Annotated in this window: 17 protein-coding genes; 15 read left to right on the forward strand and 2 right to left on the reverse strand. The window is 64.7% G+C overall.

Features of this window, described 5'->3' with window-relative positions; translation table 11 throughout:
* The first annotated feature begins 47 nt into the window (after positions 1-47).
* The 8 genes from AC0QDI_RS16105 (at position 48) to AC0QDI_RS16140 (ending at position 7,725) form a co-directional block, all read left to right on the forward strand.
* The gene (locus tag AC0QDI_RS16105; protein WP_474669941.1) at positions 48-1,154 is read left to right on the forward strand and encodes a FlaD/FlaE family flagellar protein; all 1,107 of its coding nucleotides are present in this window, start codon (positions 48-50) and stop codon (positions 1,152-1,154) included.
* A gap of 38 nt (positions 1,155-1,192) precedes the next feature.
* Positions 1,193-1,642 (forward strand): archaellum stator protein ArlF, encoded by a 450-nt coding sequence (arlF, locus tag AC0QDI_RS16110; protein ID WP_474669943.1) that lies wholly within the window; start codon positions 1,193-1,195, stop codon positions 1,640-1,642.
* 3 nt (positions 1,643-1,645) lie between these two features.
* Positions 1,646-2,107: an archaellum stator protein ArlG gene (gene arlG / locus AC0QDI_RS16115; RefSeq protein WP_474669945.1), complete on the forward strand. Its 462-nt coding sequence runs from the start codon at positions 1,646-1,648 to the stop codon at positions 2,105-2,107.
* Positions 2,104-2,832, forward strand: coding sequence for an archaellum protein ArlH (gene arlH, locus AC0QDI_RS16120; protein WP_474669947.1), 729 nt, complete (start codon positions 2,104-2,106; stop codon positions 2,830-2,832). Before arlG ends, arlH begins: the two co-directional genes overlap by 4 nt.
* Entirely contained in the window at positions 2,833-4,512 is a 1,680-nt protein-coding gene (locus tag AC0QDI_RS16125; protein WP_474669949.1) for a type II/IV secretion system ATPase subunit, read from the forward strand. It abuts the gene before it with no gap.
* Positions 4,513-4,519: 7 nt separating this feature from the next.
* Complete coding sequence (gene flaJ, locus AC0QDI_RS16130; protein WP_474669951.1) at positions 4,520-6,247, forward strand: archaellar assembly protein FlaJ; 1,728 nt, start codon at positions 4,520-4,522, stop codon at positions 6,245-6,247.
* Positions 6,248-6,422: 175 nt separating this feature from the next.
* The gene (locus AC0QDI_RS16135) at positions 6,423-6,887 is read left to right on the forward strand and encodes a FlaD/FlaE family flagellar protein (protein WP_474669953.1); all 465 of its coding nucleotides are present in this window, start codon (positions 6,423-6,425) and stop codon (positions 6,885-6,887) included.
* Positions 6,888-7,224: 337 nt separating this feature from the next.
* Positions 7,225-7,725, forward strand: coding sequence for a helix-turn-helix transcriptional regulator (locus AC0QDI_RS16140; protein WP_474669955.1), 501 nt, complete (start codon positions 7,225-7,227; stop codon positions 7,723-7,725).
* A gap of 165 nt (positions 7,726-7,890) precedes the next feature.
* On the opposite strand, the gene AC0QDI_RS16145 is transcribed toward AC0QDI_RS16140, so the two are convergent.
* Positions 7,891-8,328 (reverse strand): DUF7112 family protein, encoded by a 438-nt coding sequence (locus tag AC0QDI_RS16145; RefSeq protein WP_474669957.1) that lies wholly within the window; start codon positions 8,326-8,328, stop codon positions 7,891-7,893.
* A gap of 27 nt (positions 8,329-8,355) precedes the next feature.
* The gene (locus AC0QDI_RS16150) at positions 8,356-8,757 is read right to left on the reverse strand and encodes a 30S ribosomal protein S6e (protein WP_474669959.1); all 402 of its coding nucleotides are present in this window, start codon (positions 8,755-8,757) and stop codon (positions 8,356-8,358) included.
* A gap of 363 nt (positions 8,758-9,120) precedes the next feature.
* Between AC0QDI_RS16150 and AC0QDI_RS16155 the strand changes: the two genes are divergently transcribed.
* The 7 genes from AC0QDI_RS16155 (at position 9,121) to gltB (ending at position 18,925) form a co-directional block, all read left to right on the forward strand.
* Positions 9,121-9,399, forward strand: coding sequence for a WNWW family protein (locus AC0QDI_RS16155; protein ID WP_226039386.1), 279 nt, complete (start codon positions 9,121-9,123; stop codon positions 9,397-9,399).
* A 53-nt stretch (positions 9,400-9,452) separates the two neighbouring features.
* Positions 9,453-9,797: a hypothetical protein gene (locus AC0QDI_RS16160; RefSeq protein ID WP_474669961.1), complete on the forward strand. Its 345-nt coding sequence runs from the start codon at positions 9,453-9,455 to the stop codon at positions 9,795-9,797.
* A gap of 102 nt (positions 9,798-9,899) precedes the next feature.
* Positions 9,900-10,253, forward strand: coding sequence for an SHOCT domain-containing protein (locus tag AC0QDI_RS16165; protein WP_474669963.1), 354 nt, complete (start codon positions 9,900-9,902; stop codon positions 10,251-10,253).
* Positions 10,254-10,318: 65 nt separating this feature from the next.
* Positions 10,319-11,557 carry an MBL fold metallo-hydrolase gene (locus AC0QDI_RS16170; RefSeq protein WP_474669965.1) on the forward strand — a complete coding sequence of 413 codons (1,239 nt, stop codon included), beginning with the start codon at positions 10,319-10,321 and terminating at the stop codon, positions 11,555-11,557.
* A gap of 80 nt (positions 11,558-11,637) precedes the next feature.
* Positions 11,638-12,096, forward strand: a complete 459-nt coding sequence (locus AC0QDI_RS16175; RefSeq protein ID WP_474669967.1) for a BAR domain-containing protein — start codon at positions 11,638-11,640, stop codon at positions 12,094-12,096.
* A gap of 157 nt (positions 12,097-12,253) precedes the next feature.
* Positions 12,254-13,735 (forward strand): proline--tRNA ligase, encoded by a 1,482-nt coding sequence (proS, locus tag AC0QDI_RS16180; protein ID WP_474669969.1) that lies wholly within the window; start codon positions 12,254-12,256, stop codon positions 13,733-13,735.
* Positions 13,736-14,365: 630 nt separating this feature from the next.
* Complete coding sequence (gene gltB / locus AC0QDI_RS16185; protein ID WP_474669971.1) at positions 14,366-18,925, forward strand: glutamate synthase large subunit; 4,560 nt, start codon at positions 14,366-14,368, stop codon at positions 18,923-18,925.
* Positions 18,926-19,058 lie beyond the last annotated feature (133 nt).

Consider the following 19,058-nt stretch of genomic DNA (forward strand, 5'->3'; position numbering starts at 1 on the left):
CTTCCGCCGGCAGGTGACGAGCCGAGTGACGGGCTCGCGGAGCTAAGATGGATTTCGGACTCGCCTCCCTGCGGAGCCTCATCGAAGACTTCCTCAGCGACAGCGGCGGCCGTCGGGGGCGCGAGCGCGAACAACAACGTCAACAGCGCGACGACGGCACCGACGACGCCGAAGGGGCGACCGCGCAAGCGGGAGGCGATTCCGATTCGGAAGCGACGGACGACGAGGAACCGAGCGAGTCCGACGCCGGCGAGAAACGCGGTGGCGGACTGTTCGGTCGCGGGAAGGGCTCGAGCGGCGACGACGACGATCTCGACGACCTCTTCTATCGGATCGAGGAACTCGAGGAGGAACTCGAGAACAAGGAGTCGACGCTGGGGACGGTCCAGGACTCCCAGCGGCAGGTCGCGGATCAGGTCGAGGAGATGAACGAGACGGTCCGCCAGCTGCTCGGCGTGTACGACATGTTGACCGACGACGTGAACCCGTTTACCGGCGCCGGCGAGGAGCGAAAGGGGTTCGGCGTCTTCGGCGAGGACGAGTCGGTCGCCGACGGCGGGAGCGAGGCGATGTCCGGATTGCGGGCCGAAATGGATTCGTCGGGACGCGAGGAGACGGTCTCGTTCGACGACCTCAAGGGAGTCATCGAGGACGCGGCGGCCCAGTCCGACGGCGCCGAGGAGACAAGCGGCGAGGCGATCACGTTCGACGAGGACGACGATGACGACACCCGCGTCGAAGTGCAAGCGACCGAGAGCGTCGACGGTCCCGATTCGGAGCGGAGTGCGGACGCCGACGCGACGGACGGGGCGGACGACGAATCGGACGTGACCCTCGAGTCGCTCGCGGACACGTACGCGACGGATATCATCGTCCTCGAGTGGCTGACAGAACTGGTCCGGACGGCCGGGCCGGCGGCGACGCTGCGTGCGATTTCGTACTACGCCGAGATCGGCTGGATCGACGACGAGGTCAAGGACCACCTCGAGGCGATGTTGAGCGGCCCCGACCTCGACATTCACGTCGACCCGGAGATGACGCCGGACGAACTGACCGCCGAGGATCACGCCGATAGCTACACGTACATCATGAAGCTCCAGGAGATCCACGAGACGAAGCGGGAAGTCGGCCCGGATACCGGACGGGGGCAGTAGCCATGCGTCGGGGCACCGAGGGAGGACGGTGATCGCGCGTGGGGTTCAGTACCAGCGGCGCGACGGCGATCATCTTCGTCGGCGTGCTGGTCGCCGCGGGGATCGCCTATCCGGTCTTTCACTCGGCACAGGAGGAGCGACGGACGGCGATACAGGACCGCGACGATCGGACGCTGTCGATGCGAAACACGGCGATCGCGGTCGACTCGTGGAGCTACAACGAGAGCGGCAACGAGAACTTTACCATGAGCGTGAACAACACCGGTTCGACGACGCTCTCGGTCGCCGAGACGGATCTGCTGGTCGACGGCGTCTACCAGACGCGGGATTCGTACGTGACGCGTGTCGAGGGGAATGCAGAACGAGAGCTGTGGCAGCCCGGCGAGACGCTACACGTGACGGTGGCCAACAGGACGCCCGAACCGGACAGGGTGAAACTGGTGACCGAACACGGGATCGCCGAGACGGTAACGGAGGTCGGAGGGTGACCCATGGCCGGTGACTCCGTTTCGACACTGATCCTGTTCATCGCCGCGATGTTGGTCGCCGCCGGCGTCGCCGGCACGCTGGTGACCAACGTCAACGACCTCAGCAACTCTGTCGACAGCCAGAGCGGCGACGTGACGGACAAGATCGATACCGACATCGAGATCATCAGCGATCCGGGAAGCCACGCGGTGTACAACTCGAGCGGCGCGGAGAACGTTACGGTCCTCGTGAAGAACACGGGCCGAAAGACGCTCACGGCCGACAGCACCGCGCTCGACGTGCTGGTCGACGGCTCGTACGTCTCGAGTGCTGAGTTTACCGTCGCGGTCACGGACGGCGGCCCCTGGCGGGACGGAACGGTCGCCGAACTCGAGATCGACCGGTCGCTCGCGACGGGCGAGGAGCACCGGGTCAGCGTGACCGTCAACGGTGCGGAGGAGGTGTTGGAATTCTACGTCCCATGACAGACTACTACTCAATCGGACTGACCGACCAAGACCGCGTGAACACCGCTATCGGCGGCGGGATTCCGGCCGGGAGCATCATGCTCATCGAAGGCCAGGACGGCGCGGGGAAAAGCGCCCTGTCCCAGCGCTTTTCCTACGGGATCGCCTCCGAGGACGCCTACGTCACCTACATCTCGACGGAGCTCGAGTCCTGGGAGTTCGTTCAGCAGATGCACTCGCTGTCCTACGACGTGGTCGATCTGCTGTTGGACGAACAACTACTCTTCTTGCACGCGAACATCGACACGCACAACGAGGGACAGGAACGCCAGCTCCTCGCGCGACTCGCGAGCGCGGAGACGCTCTGGAAGGCCGACGTCGTCTTCGTCGATACCCTCTCGGCGCTGTTGCGGAACGATCCCAACTACGAGGGGGTCATCGAGGAAGGCGACGAGGACCACGTCATTCAACGGCTCGTCACGTTCCTGCGCCAGATGACGATGAAGGACAAATCGGTCGTGCTGACGGTCGATCCGACGAGCGTCCGCGACGACGCGCTGCGACCGCTGCGGAACATGGCCGACATCTACTTCCAGATCGAGACGAACACGGTCGGCCAGGAGATCAGACGAAAGGTTCTGGTCCGGCGGTTTCAGAACATGAAGAGTCCGGTCGACGACTCCATCGGCTTTACCGTCCAGCAGGGACGGGGAATCTCGATCGTCAGCAGGACGGTGGCCTAAATGTCGGACTTCGGGAGCGCACGACTCGAGAACGAACTCGACGCGCTGGCCGACGAGCACCCGCACCTGCGGGAACACCTCGAGTGGTTCCACGAGGAGTACGGCGAATACCCGAAACTCATCGACGAACCGTCCGAGGAGTGGGAGTCGAAACGGCCGAACGTCATCTACGAGGCCGAGGCGCCCATCTTCTGTCACGTCTACGGCGATCTGGGGATCGACACCACCTACTACTGCGTCGAGCCGACCCTCGAGGACGAGGACAAGGCGCTCTACGACCGGATTCGTCAGCGGATCCTCGACAAGAGCGTGACTCGACCCGCACCGGGCGACAACGAGGAGTTCGAGGAGCACCTGGACGAGCTCCTGGACGAAGTCGTCGAAATCACGTCCGGGATCACCGGCCAGTCGATCGGGCGGCTCAAGTCCTTCGGCACCAGCAAGGTCTCGCTCTCGCAGGATCAGTTCACCCGGTTGCGCTACCAGCTCCAGCGCGACATCGTCGGCCTCGGCCCGCTGGAACCGGTGATGGCCGACACGGCCAACGAGGACATCCACGTCATTGGTCCGAAGCAGTGTTACCTCGATCACGGCACGTACGGCATGATCTCGGCCACCGTCGACTTCGGGACGCCCGAGGAGTTCGAGCAGTGGCTCCGAAATATGGGCGAGCGGATGAATCACCCGATCAGCGACTCCGATCCGATCATCGACGCGACGCTGCCCGGCGGCTCGCGTATCAACATCATCTACTCAGACGACGTCTCCGTCCAGGGGCCCTCGATGACCATCCGACAGGGCGAGGAGATCCCGCTGTCGGTCTTTCAGATTACGAAGTGGGGGACGATTTCCCCGGAACTGGCCGCCTACCTCTGGCTCTGCCTCGAGAACGAACAGACCGTCTTCGTCGTCGGCGAGACAGCCTCGGGCAAGACGACGACGCTGAACGCGGCGCTGTCGTTCATCCCGCGCGACGCGAAGATCTACACGGCGGAGGACACCTCCGAGGTCATTCCGCCCCACAACACTTGGCAGCAGCTGCTTACCCGCGAGGGATCGGGCGACGAGTCGGCCGACGTGGACATGTTCGACCTGGTCGCGGCCGCGCTCCGGTCGCGGCCGGACTACATCATCGTGGGTGAGGTCCGCGGGGCGGAAGGGCAGATGGCGTTCCAGGCGGCCCAGACCGGCCATCCCGTCATGCTGACCTTCCACGCCAGCGACATCGTCTCGATGATCCAGCGCTTCACCGGCGCGCCGATCAACGTCCCCGAAACGTTCATGGACAACTGCGATGTCGCGCTGTTCCAGAACCGAGTGAAGCAAGGCGACGACGTCCTCAGACGGGTGACCTCGGTGCAGGAAATCGAGGGCTACTCCGACTACGAGGGCGGCGTCGTCACCCGGCAGGCGTTCAAGTGGGACCCCCGCGACGACGAGGTCGCCTTCACGGGCCGGAACAACTCCTTCGTCCTCGAGGAGCAGATCGCGACGCTGCTGGGCTATCAGGACACCCGGAAGATCTACGACGAACTCGACCGCCGGGCGGAGATCATCCGCCAGCTCATCGACGCCGACGTGCTGGGCTACCACGAGGTCAACGACGCGATCGCCGGCTTCCATCGCGACGGCCTCGAGGGACTGCCCATCCGAATCAGCGGCATCGACCAGTTCGCCTGAGACCACAATGTCCACAGACACCCAGTCCGCGCCCGATACGAGCGCTCGATCGGCCCTCGAGTCGCTCAACATGGCGTACGCGAACATGGAGATGGGCGCATCGCGGTATCTTCTGCTCGTCATCGCGCCCGCGTTCGCGTTTTTCATCGGGAGCGGCGTCGCGGTCGTCGTGCTCGGACTCTCGCTGCTGATCGGCCTTCCGGTCGTCCTCCTGGGACTGTTGGCGATGGTCGTCGCGATCATCTACCCAAAGCTGGCCCAAGACCGCAAACGCAAGCAGATCCGCCAGCGTTTTCACCTCTTCTTGACCCACATCACCGTCCTCTCGATGACGAACATCAACCGCGTCGAGATCTTTCGCACCCTCGCGGAGGAAGACGAGTACGACGCCTTAGCCGAGGAGATGGGGCACCTCGTCGCGATGGTCGACACCTGGAACCAGAGCCTCGACGACGCCTGCCGGCTCCGCGCCAAACAGACGACGAGTCCGCTCCTGACGGACTTCCTCGAGCGGCTGGCGTACACGGTCGGCGGCGGTCAGCAGATCAGCGAGTTCCTGATCGACGAACAGGACACGATCATTCAACAGTTCGTCACCCGGTACGAGGCGGACCTGGGGAAACTCGACGTGATGAAGGAGCTGTACATGTCGATGATGCTGTCGGTGGCGTTCATCCTCGTGTTCGCGATCGTCCTGCCGATCCTGACCGGAACGAGCCCGACGCTGTTGATCGGCGGCACCATCGCCATGTTCACGATCGTCCAGGTCGCGTTCATCTACGCGGTTCACGTCATCTCGCCGTACGATCCCCTCTGGTACATCGAGGAGACCGAGGGGACCGGCCCGCTCACACGGATTCCGCGAGCGCTCGCGATCGGCATCGGCTGTAGCATCCTCCTCGCGGTCGTCATGGGACTGGCCGTCCTCGGGTACGTCCCGCCGATCGCCAGCCGCGTCCCGCTACCGATAATGGTCGCGATCCCCGTAACACCGCTGCTCCTCCCCGGGTGGCGGATGCGACAGGAAGAACAGAAAGTCAAGGTCCGCGACGGGGAGTTCCCCAGCTTCATCCGCGCGCTCGGCGCCGTCGAGAGCGTCAAACAGACCTCGACCGGGAGCGTCCTCGAGAGCCTGCGGCGCAAGGACTTCGGGGCGTTGACCGACAACGTCGACGCACTCTACAAGCGGCTCAACATGCGGATCGACGACATCCGCTCGTGGCGACTGTTCGCAGCGGAGACCGGCTCCTATCTCATCCAGAAGTTCGGCGACATGTACGTCGTCGGTCGCCAGATGGGGGGCGATCCGAAGATCCTCGGGCAGGTCATCAGCGAGAACCAAAACGAAGTGCTCAAAGTCCGCGAGCAACGCGATCAGGCGACGATGACACTGATCGGCGTCCTCTACGGCATCACCGCCGCGGCCGTCTTCTCGTTTTTCGTCGGCCTCGAGGTCGTCGAGATCATGATGAACATCACGGGCGAGATGGACCTCCAGAATCAGGGCAGCTTCACCGGGGGTCTACTCAGTACCGAGCAGTACGACATTCAGGTTATCGAGTACCTGTTGCTCCTGACGATCGTCATCAACGCCGCGCTCTCGGCGATCATGATTCGACTCACCGACCGCGGTCACATTATCAGCGCCCTGGTTCACTTCGTCTTCCTGACGTGGCTCGGCGCCGTGATCGCGGTCATCACGGAGTACGTCGTCGGAATGGCTATCAGCGTGTAGCGGCGTTCGGACGCGTCATCCCGACGGACGACCGGCCATCGATCGACTCACCCCGGTCGCTCGCAATCCGATAGCCCTCGATCCGGTGGCGACGACGACTCACCGTTCGTAATGACGTGAATGTTCTTGAGTCGTGGCCGACTGGGTTACAGTAGACCGGCGACACCAGCCATTCATGCCAGATCAAAACCCATATCTCCAGACGCTCGAGCGATCGGCGGGGCGAACCAACGCCACCATCCAGTGGGCGCGCTTTCTCGGCGAAACCTTCGGCACGACGGGCGCGCTGAACTGCCTGCGGTACTACGAGGACCTGGGCTGGATCAGCCCGCTCGTCCGCGAGCAGATGACCTCGTACCTTCGTGGACTCTCGCTCGGAGAGATCCACAACAAACGCTACGACGAACCGACGACGCTCGAGTATCCCCTCGAGTCCCTGAGCGGGACGCTCTTCAGCGCCCACGCCCAGACCCTCGAGTACATCGCGAAGATTCGGGGCGACGATCTCGAGGAACACGTGATGGTCGCACGGATGGCCGAGCGGCGCGTCGAGCGGCGAATCGACGACGACGACGAGGACGACGGCGACGAACCGAACGAGATGGTGAGTATCATCCGCGACGGGCCATCGAGCCACTGATCATATATTCGGCTTCTGGCCACAACACTTATCATCAAATTCAAACAGCCCCCACAATCGCACGTATAGACACATTCGTCGGCTTTTATAGCCATATGTTTCGTTTCTTTCCCCCTCACAGACTAGTATCCGGTGAGTCCGCGATTGGATGTTTATTGTATCATTCACGGAATATTGATTTATCTATACGAGATACCATTCAATTCCCTGTCTCTTAATACGGGTCGGTGTCAGGGACTCAGTAGTCGTGAGTGGTTCCGTCACCGATCATCCGGCGACAGTGCGTGGTCGACGGCTGCGGAACGGTCCACATCACGTCCCCCATAGGTGATCGTCAATGCGTGAGGACACTCCAAATACCGAATCCGTGCTCGACGAACTGTCGAGAGCGGCGACTGCGGACAACCAGTCGGAATCGTACGATATCTCGCTCGGATCGGCCGACGAGACGACCAGAGACGTCGAACGCGAACTCGACGAACTGATGGCGCAGGTAAACAGCGCGCTCCCGACCGACGAGGTCCAGTTCGACGAGGCCATCATCAAGGAGAACTTGGACGAAATCCTCCTGATGCTCATCGCGCTCCACGAAGAAACACACGGGAAAGAGCTCCTCTCGGACCTGACCCACCTCTTCGGAGCCCAGCTCAGCCCGGGCACCGTCTATCCGAGCCTCCACAACTTAGAGGAAGAGGACGTGCTCTCGATGCACGCCAAGGTCAGAACTAAGGAGTACTCGATCGCCGACGAAGAGTACGTCCGCGCGACCGTCGAGCGGACGATGGTACAGCATCTCGCCTTCGGCCTGTTGCTGTACGCGTTTCTGCCGCGACTCTAAGGCGCTCCCATTTTCCGCACTCGAGTTGAGAGCGACTGCGTTTCCGAACCCAAAGTCACGCCATCAGCGGCGGGCTCGAGTCGGCGGAGCCGCGTCGGTCGTGACGACGCTCTTTCTCGGCCGAAACCCGGCACCCACCGAGATCCGGGTGCTCGCAGCGCAGTGTCAGTGGTCCTCGAGATCCTTCGCGATCTCGCTCAGGCTATCGCTCGGCGGCTCTCGCGCGTCGTAAAAGGTCGTCTCGCCCGGTGCGCGAAGGCCGTAGAGGAACTCGGATTCGACGACGTCGACCAGCACCGAGCCCCCCGCCGGAATGTCGTTCTCGGCGGTCCACTCGGAGAGCCGGTCGGTCGCGCCGCTTGGGTCTCGGGCCTCGTCCGGCGTCTCGTAGACGCCCGGAATCAACAGGTCGTCGCCCGTCAGCGCCCGCTCGACGCGCGCGAACAGTTCCTCGCCGTCGAGGGCGACCCGGACGACCTCGTCGGTTGGAAACGCACCGCGTTCGTCGGCCGGTACCTCGAGTCTGACGCCGGTCGCCGTCTCCGCACACGTCGACCGGACCGTCTTCACCGAGGAATGGTCGCTCGCAATTCTGTCTCCCATGAAACTGAATCGAAGGAATCGCCGCGATTACTCGTCGTCGTCGCCGCCCTCGCCGAGGAGGTCGTCGACGTCGGTGCTCCCGCGCTCGGCGATCGAGGCGTTGACCTGCGCGACGGCGTCGGAGATCTCGCGACCGCGAACCGTGATCCGGCGGCGCTCGCCGTCACGCTTGGGATGATAGCCCGTCTGTCGGCCCTTCATGAGCACTTGCGTCAGGTTCGGCCCGGAGACCTCGCCGTTGAGCGGCCGGCCCGCCTCGTCGGAGCCGCCGGTGATCTCGAGCGTGTAGCCGTCGAGGCCGACCGAGCCGCCGTCGACCTCCTCGCCGATCGACTTGCCCATGAATCGGTTCGCGTCCTGTTCCTCCGCCTCGAGCTGATAGGACGACCCGGATTCGGGGTCGCCGACAACGACAGTGAAACTTGCCATGCCCGACGGAAGACGGCCGTCGCTCAAAAGATCATCGATCGACCTTTTGCTCTGCGGTCTATCTCGCTGACGGCAGCGTAGCTGCCGCACAGCGTGATGTCCCTCGGCAAAAGGTCGATCAAAAGCACTCCTCCTTCCCCGCCAGCCGCGCCGAGCGCGGCTTCTGGGTCAGTCGTCGGCCCGCTCGCTCCCTTCGGTCGCTCGCGGTCGGTACTGGGTGACCGCCTGCCCTCCCCCGAGTTGGACGGCTCGAGCAACGCGAGAGCCGTCCGCCCGGCCACTCGGCCCAGCGGCGTTTGAGCGGTAGTGTTTCAGCGTTCGACCGCTCGAACAGTCAAGTACCCCGACCCCCTACGAGTAGCCGTGTTCATCGATCCCGGACGACTCGAGATCCGCCTGCGCGAGGAGTTCGGCGGAACGATGGGGCAGTCGCGCGTCGTCGTTCGACAGGCCGTCGATCTCGCGGATTCCAACCAGTACGAGGGGGACGTGGGCGTGACGCTGACGAACGATATCGTCATCGACGAGCTGTCGGACGCCCCCGACGGCACCCCGCCCGAGCGGTGGAACTGGTGGATCGGCTCGCTCGAGGTCGCGTACGGTGGCTACGGCCGGTTCGGGATCCGTCAGTATCGGAAATAACCGCTCGGTCGAAAGGGCAACACGGATTGTCTTCCCCGATGTACGAGAGCCCAATGAGCGAGCTATCGCGACCGGTCTGGCCGGCGTATCCGCTGTCGGCGCTCGTCGCCGGCCTCGGCCACTGTTACCTCGGTCGGTGGAAACGCGCCGGGATCTGGTTCGTCTGCTACGGCCTCGCACTCGCGTTCCTGAGCGCGCGATCGCTGTCGGGCGCGCTCGAGCCGGGCGAGCCGTTCGTCGTGACGGCGCTGCAGTTCGACGCGGTGCGCTTCACCGACGTCGCCGTACCGCTCGCGATCCTCTCGATCTGTCTCCTCGACGTCTATCTCATCGGGCTCACCGAGCGGACCGACGCCCGGCGGACCGATGCGAACGACCTTCGATCGAACAGTTCCTGACGCCGCTGCGAAGAGCCGTCCGCTCGAGAGAGGGTCACTGTGCGGAGAATATCGCCGTTGACGGCCCGCGTGATTTTTGTGCACATCCGACGAACGATGCGTATGGGACGTCTCAGTTCCGTCCTGCTGCAGGGAATCGGCGTGCTCGTACTCGCGCTCGTCGCGCTGAGCGTCGTCGGAACGATAGTCGGTATCGCGCTCTCCCTCGTCGTCGCCGTTCTCTCGGTGATCGTCTCGCTCGCCGTCCTGGGCCTGTTCGTCCTGGCGATCGTCGGGCTGTTTTCAGTGTTCAGCGACGATTCAGCCGCGGGAGACGACGCGCGTCCACTACGACGGTCCGACGACCCCGCCCCCGAGGACCGAATTCGATCTCGGTACGTCGACGGCGAACTCGACGACGCCGAGTTCGAACGGGAACTCGAGCGCGTCCTCGAACCGGACGAGCGACGCGAGTGACGGAGCTCTCGACCGGAGTCCGTGAACCAACGGAGGCAAACCGGACGAGATGCAAGGGACTCGTAATGGACGTCCAGTTGTTGGGTGGCGCGCGCGAGATCGGCCGGAGCGCGGTCCTCATCGACGACGCGCTCTTGCTCGATTTCGGGATGGATTCGGGGAACCCGCCGGCGTTTCCGATCGGCGACGTCGACCCCGACGCCGTCGTCGTCAGTCACGGCCACCTCGATCACGTCGGCTCCGTCCCGGCGCTCCTGTCGGGCGACGCGCGGCCGCCGATCCACTGGACGCAACCGACGTACGACCTCACGATGGTCCTCGCGCGGGACACGCTGAAACTCCACGGCGGGAGCTACGACTGTCCGTTCACCGAGGCGGAACTCGCTCGCGTCGCGGAAGTCTCCGAGACCCACGGATACGAGCGGACCTTCGACGCCGCGGGCTACGAGATCACCTTTTTCGACGCCGGTCACGTCCCCGGCAGCGCCCACGTGCTCGTGAACGACGGCGAGACCAGACTGCTCTACACCGGCGACTTTCACACCGAGGAACAGCGGTTACTCGACGGCACCACCGCGCGGCCCGACGCCGACGCGGTGCTCTGTGAAAGCACTTACTCAGACGTGACGCGACCGCCGCGGCCCGAGATCGAACGGGAGTTCGCCGAGAGCCTCCGGACGACGATCTGGGAGGGCGGCACCGTCGTCGTCCCCGCGTTCGGCATCGGCCGAACGCAGGAGGTGCTCTGCATCTGCGAGGAACACGACCTCGAGTGCTACGTCGACGGGATGGGCACACGCGTCACGGAACTCTTTCTGCGGGATGCGAACCGAGGGTTCCTGCGCGATCCGGACCTACTGCGCCGGGCGAAGGGCAACGCCAGGTTCGTCGACGGACGCGACGGCCAGCGCCGACGGATCGCGGAGCAAAATACCGTGATCGTCACGACCAGCGGGATGCTCCACGGCGGCCCCGCGATGACCTACGTGCCCGCGATCCGCTCTCACCCGACGAACAAGATCGCCATGACGGGCTATCAGGTCGAGGGGACGCCCGGCCGCGACCTGCTCGAGACCGGGAGCGCCGAGATCGACGGCCGAATGATGCCGGTCAGCGCACAGGTCGAACAGTACGACTTCTCCGCGCACGCGGATCGAGACGGGATTCGCGCGTTCCTCGAGTCATACGCGGACGCGACGGTGCTAATCAACCACGGGGATCGCTGCGAGGGGTTCGCCGCGGAGTTGCGCGCCGACGGCTACGACGCGACCGCGCCCGAACTGGGCGAGCGAATTGGAGTATAGGCGGTCGAGCTCGCACTCCGTCCCGCGGTCCGGCACGTTCAACGGGGACGGTTTTCCGTCCGGTCGTGGTTGTCGCGTGCGTGACGAACTCCGATTCGAACGCCGGCCCCGAGGCGGACGCCGGTCCCGACGCCGACGTCGACCTCGAGGAACTCGAGTTGAGCGAGGGCGAACGGGCGGCGCTCCACGAACTCCAGTTGAGCATCGAGCACGTCCACCGGGCCTACGGAACGTTGCTCGAGTTCCACCACCAGCTCGGCCACGCGATGGACCGGCTGGGCGACGCCGAGGACCGGCTGCGTGCGGCCGACCACGAGGAGTGGGCGAACGACCTCCGCGACGACCACCTCCCCGCGGGCGCGATCAGCGACCAGTGGACGTTCGAACTCGTCGAGGAGTTTTCCGACGAGTTCCTCGAGGACGTCGACGCGTTCGAACGCGAGGTCAGAGCGGAACTGGCCGACGGCGTCGATCACGTCACCGAGCGCCGGCAGAAACGCGAGCTTCGCGAGCGCGCCGCGGACGGCGAACGCGACTGATCGCCCGCCTCGAGCGCGCTCGCGGAGCGTCGTAGGCGGTCGCCACCGACGCCGTTTGCAAGCGAACGTCTCCCACGACGATGCCGGCGAACGTTTCCCGCGGCCTCGCCGGTGGCCTTCGCATGGTTTAAGCCCGCGCTGCCTGCATGTCGACACAATGAGCGACGAGAGTCAAGAACTCGGAATCACCGAGTCGAAATCGCACAAGCCCGGGGAGTGGTACGCCGAGGTCGTCCAGAAGGCGAACCTCGCGGACTACGCCCCGATGGGCGGGTTCATCGTCACGAAGCCGCGCGGCTACGCCCTCTGGGAGGCCATTCAGGACTCGCTGGACGGCTGGTTTAAAGAGACCGGCGTCGACAACGTCTACTTCCCGATGTTCATCCCCGAGAGCTACCTCGAGCGGGAGAAGGACATCGTCGAGGGGTTCGACCCCGAGGTCGCGTGGGTGACCCAGGGCGGCCACGAGGAACTCGAGGAGCGACTGGCCGTCCGTCCCACGAGCGAATCGATCATCGCGCCCTTCATGGCCGAGTGGACCCGCAGCCACCGCGATCTGCCGATGCGGCTCAATCAGTGGTGTTCGGTCGTGCGGTGGGAGGCCACGGAGACGAAGCCGTTCTTCCGGACGAAGGAGTTCATGTGGCAGGAGGGCCACACCGCACACGCCTCAAATGCGGGCGCGTGGGAGGAGGTCTGGACCCGCCTCGGGCAGTACGAGCGCGTCTACGAGGACGTGCTGGCGATTCCGGTGCTGCGGGGCAAGAAGCCCGAACACGACAAGTTCCCCGGCGCGGATACGACGACGACCGTCGAGGCGCTGATGCCCGACGGGAAGTCCGTCCAGGGAGCGACGAGCCACAACCTCGGCCAGAGCTTCGCCGAGGCGTTCGACATCACCTTCGCCGACGAGGACGAGGCCGAACAGACGGCCTACACCACCTCGTGGGGGCTCTCCTGGCGAGCGATCGGGGCGCTCATCATGACCCACTCCGACGACCAGGGCCTCGTGCTCCCGCCGACGGTCGCGCCGACACAGGTCGTCATCGTCCCCATCTGGCAGGAAGATACCAAGGACGACGTCCTCGAGTACTCCGAGGGGATCGCCGACGACCTCGAGGACGCCGGCTTCCGCGTCGAACTCGACGACCGCGACGAGCGCAATCCCGGCTTCAAGTTCAACGAACACGAGCTCAACGGGATCCCGCTGCGACTCGAGATCGGTCCCCACGAGGTCGACGACGGGGAAGCCACGCTGGTCCACCGGCCGGACAACGAGCAGTCCGTCGCCGAGCGCGACGAGATCATCGACGCCGTCGACGAGCATCTGGACGAGATCTTCGACAAACTCTACGAGACCGCGGAAGAGAATCTTGAGGAGAACGTCCGGGAGGCCCACAGTCCGGAGGAGATCCTCGGGACGATCGGCAAACACGGCGGCTACGTGAAGACGCCGTGGTGTGGCGACGAGGCCTGCGAGGAGGCCATCAAGGAGAAGATCGCCGCCGAGATCGTCATGCAGCCCCTGGCCGACGAAGGCGGGACGACGGCCGGCGAGGTACCCGAGCCCGACCGCGACGAGTGCGGCGTCTGTGGCGATCCCGCCGACGAGATCGCCTACTTCGCGAAATCGTACTAGCGCGGTCACTCGACGGTAGCAGGTCCGTTCGGCGGTAACACGTCGTCTCATCATTGCTCACTCGAGGCGAGAATCGAATCGTCCGTTTTCCGATGTTTCGCTGCCGGCGGCAGCTACTCCCGATCCGACGGGGTCTTCGATAGAACTCGCGCCCCGGCTGGACGCGCGAAACGGTGCAAACGGATCATCGATGCGAGCAGCATCGAGACGGACTACCCGGGAGAACCGGTCGGCCCGCTTCGGGAACATGTTCGAACGGTCAACGCGACGAATCGTGGGTATCGCTGTCATATGGACCTAACTCTTTAACCCGATAGTGCTTACCGGAGGCGAGTAACTAGATACTGTGGTGTTCACTCTGGTGGGTGAACACTACGTGCCTCTGACAACACACCCCGCTGTCGGGAAGCGCCGCTTCCCGGAAGGGGGTTCGAACAGTACCGTCGTAGATTGCAACTCCGAGCGGCAGCTCGATCCGATAGCTGTGGCAACTACGGCGAGAAAGCGCGTGAACGGCGACGAGGCCATGTATAAGGGACATACGAATGCCTTATATTAGACCATATGTGTTTATAATACACTTAGCCATAATGGGTTAGCCTCTTATATCTGTTTCCGCTATGGAAGTCTATGCCACAGCCACATATAGCGTCATCCGCCGAGCGTTCACAGGGGCTCGCCGACCCCGCGGACGCGCGGTCGAACTGCGGCGTCGGCGTCGTCATGGATCTCGATGGGGACGGGGGCCACGACGTCGTCGCCGACGGACTCGAACTGCTCAGCAATCTCGAGCACCGGGGGACGACCGGGGCGGAGAAGAACACCGGCGACGGAGCCGGTATCATGCTCCAGACGCCGGATTCGTTCTTCCGCGAGGTGCTCGACGCCGACCTTCCGGACACCTACGCCGTCGGTTCGCTCTTTTTGCCCCAGGACGACGCGGCTCGCAACGCGCTCGTTTCGTTGGTCGAAGAGACGGTCGACACCTACGATCTCTCGGTCCTCGAGTGGCGGAACGTGCCGACCAACAACGACGACCTCGGCGAGACGGCCGTCGACTCCGAACCGGACGTCCATCAGGTCGTCATCGCACCCGACGACGATATCTCCGGCGACGACTTCGATCGCCGACTCTACGTCGCCCGACGCGCGCTCGAGAATGCCGTCGAGAATGCCGATATCGAGAACAAAGAACGCTTCTACATCGTCTCTCTCGACTCCAAAACGGTCGTCTACAAGGGGCTGCTGAAAGGCGTTCAGGTCCCCACTTACTACCCCGATCTCACCGACGAGCGCATGGAATCGACGTTCGCGATGGTCCACGAGCGCTTCTCGACGAACACGCTCGGCGCCTGGCACCTCGCCCACCCCTACCGGAACATCATCCACAACGGCGAGTTCAACACCATTCAGGGCAATATCAACTGGATGCGGGCCCGCGAAACCGACATCGAGAGCGACGTCCTGGCGGACCTCGAGGCGGTCAAGCCGATCATCGACGATCCCGACCAATCCGACACGGCGAGCGTCGACAACGCCCTCGAGCTCCTCATGCAGGGAGGCCGGGACCTCGAACACGCCCTGCGGATGCTCGTTCCGGAGGCCTGGCGCGGCGACGACGCGATGGATCCCGATCGAAAGGACTGGTACGACTTCCACGCGTCGCTGGTCGAGCCGTGGGACGGCCCCGCGCTCGTCGCGGCGACCGACGGCGAACGCGTCGGTGCCGTCCTCGACCGCAACGGATTGCGCCCCTGCCGGTACGACGTGACCACTGACAACCGCCTCATCATGGCCAGCGAGGCTGGGGCGCTCGAGACCGATCCCGAAAACATCGAGGAGCGCGGCCGTCTCAAGCCCGGACAGCTGTTCCTCGCCGACCCCAACGAGGGGCGCGTCATCCCCGACGAGGAGGTCTTCGAGGACCTCACCGACGACCGCTACGGCGAGTGGGTCGCCCAGGAGCAGGTCCACCTCGACGACATCCGCACCACGAACGATCGCTCGCCACAGCAGGCGGTTTCGGGGCTTCGCGACCACCAGGCCGCGTTCGGCTACACGCACGACGAACTCGAGAACCTGATCGAGCCGATGACCCAGAAGGGGAAAGACCCCGTCGGCTCGATGGGCGACGACACGCCGCTATCGGTGCTCACCGAGTTCAACCGACCGCTCTTCTCCTACTTCAAGCAGCTGTTCGCGCAGGTCACCAATCCGCCGCTGGACTACATCCGCGAGGAACTGGTCACCTCGATGGAGAGCCGGCTGGGCTTCCAGCGCAACCTACTCGACGAGTCGCCAGAACACGCCCGCCAGCTCGTCCTCGACTCGCCGATTCTGACGGACGCCGAACTCGGCTCGATCCGCGACTGTTCGACCAACGGGATCACCGCCGCGACGATCGACATCACGTACGAACCCGCGAGCGAGGAACTCGGGGCCGACCTCGAGGCGGCGATCGAACGCGTCCGCGAGGACGTCGTCGAGGCGATCGAGGACGGCGGTCACGACGTTATCGTCCTCTCGGACCGCACCGTCGACGAGGACCGGGTCGCGATCCCGAGCCTGCTCGCGACCGGTGCCGTCCACCACCACCTCGTGCGAAACGGGCTGCGCAACCACGTCGGGCTCGTCGTCGAGTCCGCCGATCCGCGCACCGTCCACCACTTCGCGACGCTGGTCGGCTACGGCGCGGGCGCGGTCAATCCGTATCTGGCCTACCAGACGATCGAGGACATCACCGCCGGCCCCGACGGAGCCGACACCGAGGTCGCGATCGACGCCTACGTCGGCGCTGTCGAGGACGGCCTGCTGAAGATCATGGCCAAGATGGGCATCTCGACGGTCGAGAGCTACCAGGGGGCCCAGATCTTCGAGGCCGTCGGGCTCGACTCGGGACTGGTCGCCGAGTACTTCGAAGGCACCGAGAACCGCACCGAGGGGATCGGCCTCGCCGAGATCGAAGAAGACCTCCGCGAGCGCCACGCCACCGCCTTCGATGGCGACGGCGAGGCGGCCGACCTCGACCGCCACGGCGAGTTCGAACACCGCTCGGACGGAATTCACCACCAGTGGAACCCCCAGACCGTCGGTGCGCTCCAGCAGGCGGTCCGCTCGAACGATTACGAACGCTACCAGGAGTTCGCCGAGCAGATCAACGATCAGCAACAGAACCTCCAGACGCTTCGGGGCTTACTCGAGTTCGAGTCGGATCGCGATCCGGTTCCGATCGAGGACGTCGAGCCGATCAAGGACATCGTTCAGCGGTTCTCGACGGCCGCGATGAGTCTCGGCAGCCTCTCGCCGGAGGCCCACGAGAACAACTCGATCGCGATGAACCGGCTGGGCGCCAAGTCCAACTCCGGCGAGGGCGGCGAACCGCCCGAGCGGTTCAACACCGAGCGCGAGTGTAACGTCAAACAGGTGGCGTCGGGCCGCTTCGGCGTCACCTCGACGTACCTCTCGAACGCCGACGAGTTGCAGATCAAGATGGCGCAGGGCTCGAAGCCCGGCGAAGGCGGCCACCTCCCCGGCTCGAAGGTCAACGAGATGATCGCCCACGTCCGCAAGTCCACGCCCGGCGTGGGGTTGATCTCCCCGCCGCCGCTGCACGACATCTACTCCATCGAGGACCTCAAGCAGCTGATCTTCGACCTGAAGGCCGCGAACGAGACGGCGGACATCAACGTCAAGCTCGTCTCCGAGGCCGGCATCGGCACGGTCGCCGCCGGCGTCGCCAAGGCCAACGCCGACGTGGTCCACATCTCTGGTCACGACGGCGGCACCGGTGCCTCGCCGCGCACCTCGATCAAGAGCGCCGGTCTCCCCTGGGAGCTCGGCCTCGCCGAGGCCAACCAGATGCTCTGTGCGACCGGCCTCCGCGATCGCATCCGCGTCTCGACCGACGGCGGGATGAAGACCGGGCGCGATGTCGCCGTCGCCGCCCTCCTCGGCGCTGAAGAGTACATCTTCGGCACCGCCTCGCTCGTCACCGGCGGCTGCGTGATGGCCCGGCAGTGTCACAAGAACACCTGCCCGGTCGGCGTCGCCACCCAGCGCGAGGACCTGCGCAAGCGCTTCCCCGGCGAGCCCGAACACGTCATCAACTACATGACGTTCATCGCTCAGGAGCTGCGCGAGATCATGGCCGAACTCGGCTACGAAACCATCGACGAGATGATCGGCCAGGTCGACGCCTTGGAGCAGCGCGACGACGTCGACCACCCGAAAGCACGCAAGGTCGACCTCTCGGAAGTGCTCGCGGACCCCGGCGGCGACGTCCGCCGCAAGATCCGCGAGCAGGACCACGAACTCGAGGACCAACTCGATCGCGACCTCATCGAGGCCGCGGCCGACGCCATCGAGGAGCAAGAGCCGGTTTCGCTCGAGACGGACGTGACGAACGTCGACCGAACCGTCGGCGCGATGCTCTCGAACCGCATCACGGACCGCTACGGCGAGCCCGGCCTCCCGGAGGATACGATTACAATCGACGCGGAGGGGACCGCCGGTCAGAGCTTCGGTGCGTTCCTCGCCAGCGGCGTCTCGATGCACCTCGACGGCAGCGCCAACGACTACGTCGGCAAGGGGCTCTCCGGCGGCAAACTGACGATCCGCACGCCGGAGACCGCCGCCTACGATCCGACCGAGAACGTCTCGATCGGCAACGTCGCGCTCTACGGCGCGACCGACGGTCAGCTGCACGTCAACGGCGTCGCCGGCGAGCGCTTCGCGGTGCGCAACTCCGGTGCCAAGGCCGTCGTCGAGGGCGTCGGCGACCACGGCTGTGAGTACATGACCGGCGGCGTCGTCGCCGTGCTGGGCGAGACGGGCAAGAACTTCGCGGCCGGCATGTCCGGCGGCGTCGCCTACGTCTACGACCCCGACGACGAGTTCGACGCCAAGGCCAACACCGGCATGGTCTCGCTCCACGACGACCTCGAGGAGAAAGACGAACGGATGCTCCGTCGACTCGTCGAGAACCACGTCGCGTACACCGGCTCCGAACGCGGGCAACTGCTGCTGGACAACTGGGAGCGCGCGCTCGACGCCTTCGTGAAGATCATGCCCGAGGCCTACTACGAGGCGATCACCGAGCAGGGGAGCGACGACGTCCGCAACGAACTGCCCGGTGCGCCCGAGGTGGCAGCTGAATCCGAATCAGCCAGTTTCGCAGCGAGCGACGACTGACGGCCGTTCGTCTCGAGCGGTCGCGATCCGGTTTCGTTTTTGTGCGTCGTTTCGACACCCGATAGCGAAAGCGGTCGCGATCCGACCGGCCACTGGAGTCCGAAATGGCGGAGAACGGGGCGAAGTTCACTCT

The sequence above is a fragment of the Natrinema sp. LJW11 genome (genome assembly GCF_056135975.1).

Bases quoted from the DNA above. Each gene is read 5' to 3' on its own strand.
- arlG (WP_474669945.1), top strand. From the start codon at position 1,646: ATGGCCGGTGACTCCGTTTCGACACTGATCCTGTTCATCGCCGCGATG.
- AC0QDI_RS16170 (WP_474669965.1), top strand. From the start codon at position 10,319: ATGGACGTCCAGTTGTTGGGTGGCGCGCGCGAGATCGGCCGGAGCGCG.
- AC0QDI_RS16135 (WP_474669953.1), top strand. From the start codon at position 6,423: ATGCCAGATCAAAACCCATATCTCCAGACGCTCGAGCGATCGGCGGGG.
- AC0QDI_RS16125 (WP_474669949.1), top strand. From the start codon at position 2,833: ATGTCGGACTTCGGGAGCGCACGACTCGAGAACGAACTCGACGCGCTG.
- arlH (WP_474669947.1), top strand. From the start codon at position 2,104: ATGACAGACTACTACTCAATCGGACTGACCGACCAAGACCGCGTGAAC.
- flaJ (WP_474669951.1), top strand. From the start codon at position 4,520: ATGTCCACAGACACCCAGTCCGCGCCCGATACGAGCGCTCGATCGGCC.
- AC0QDI_RS16105 (WP_474669941.1), top strand. From the start codon at position 48: ATGGATTTCGGACTCGCCTCCCTGCGGAGCCTCATCGAAGACTTCCTC.
- AC0QDI_RS16140 (WP_474669955.1), top strand. From the start codon at position 7,225: ATGCGTGAGGACACTCCAAATACCGAATCCGTGCTCGACGAACTGTCG.
- AC0QDI_RS16160 (WP_474669961.1), top strand. From the start codon at position 9,453: ATGAGCGAGCTATCGCGACCGGTCTGGCCGGCGTATCCGCTGTCGGCG.
- AC0QDI_RS16165 (WP_474669963.1), top strand. From the start codon at position 9,900: ATGGGACGTCTCAGTTCCGTCCTGCTGCAGGGAATCGGCGTGCTCGTA.
- gltB (WP_474669971.1), top strand. From the start codon at position 14,366: ATGCCACAGCCACATATAGCGTCATCCGCCGAGCGTTCACAGGGGCTC.
- AC0QDI_RS16145 (WP_474669957.1), bottom strand. From the start codon at position 8,328: ATGGGAGACAGAATTGCGAGCGACCATTCCTCGGTGAAGACGGTCCGG.
- AC0QDI_RS16150 (WP_474669959.1), bottom strand. From the start codon at position 8,757: ATGGCAAGTTTCACTGTCGTTGTCGGCGACCCCGAATCCGGGTCGTCC.
- proS (WP_474669969.1), top strand. From the start codon at position 12,254: ATGAGCGACGAGAGTCAAGAACTCGGAATCACCGAGTCGAAATCGCAC.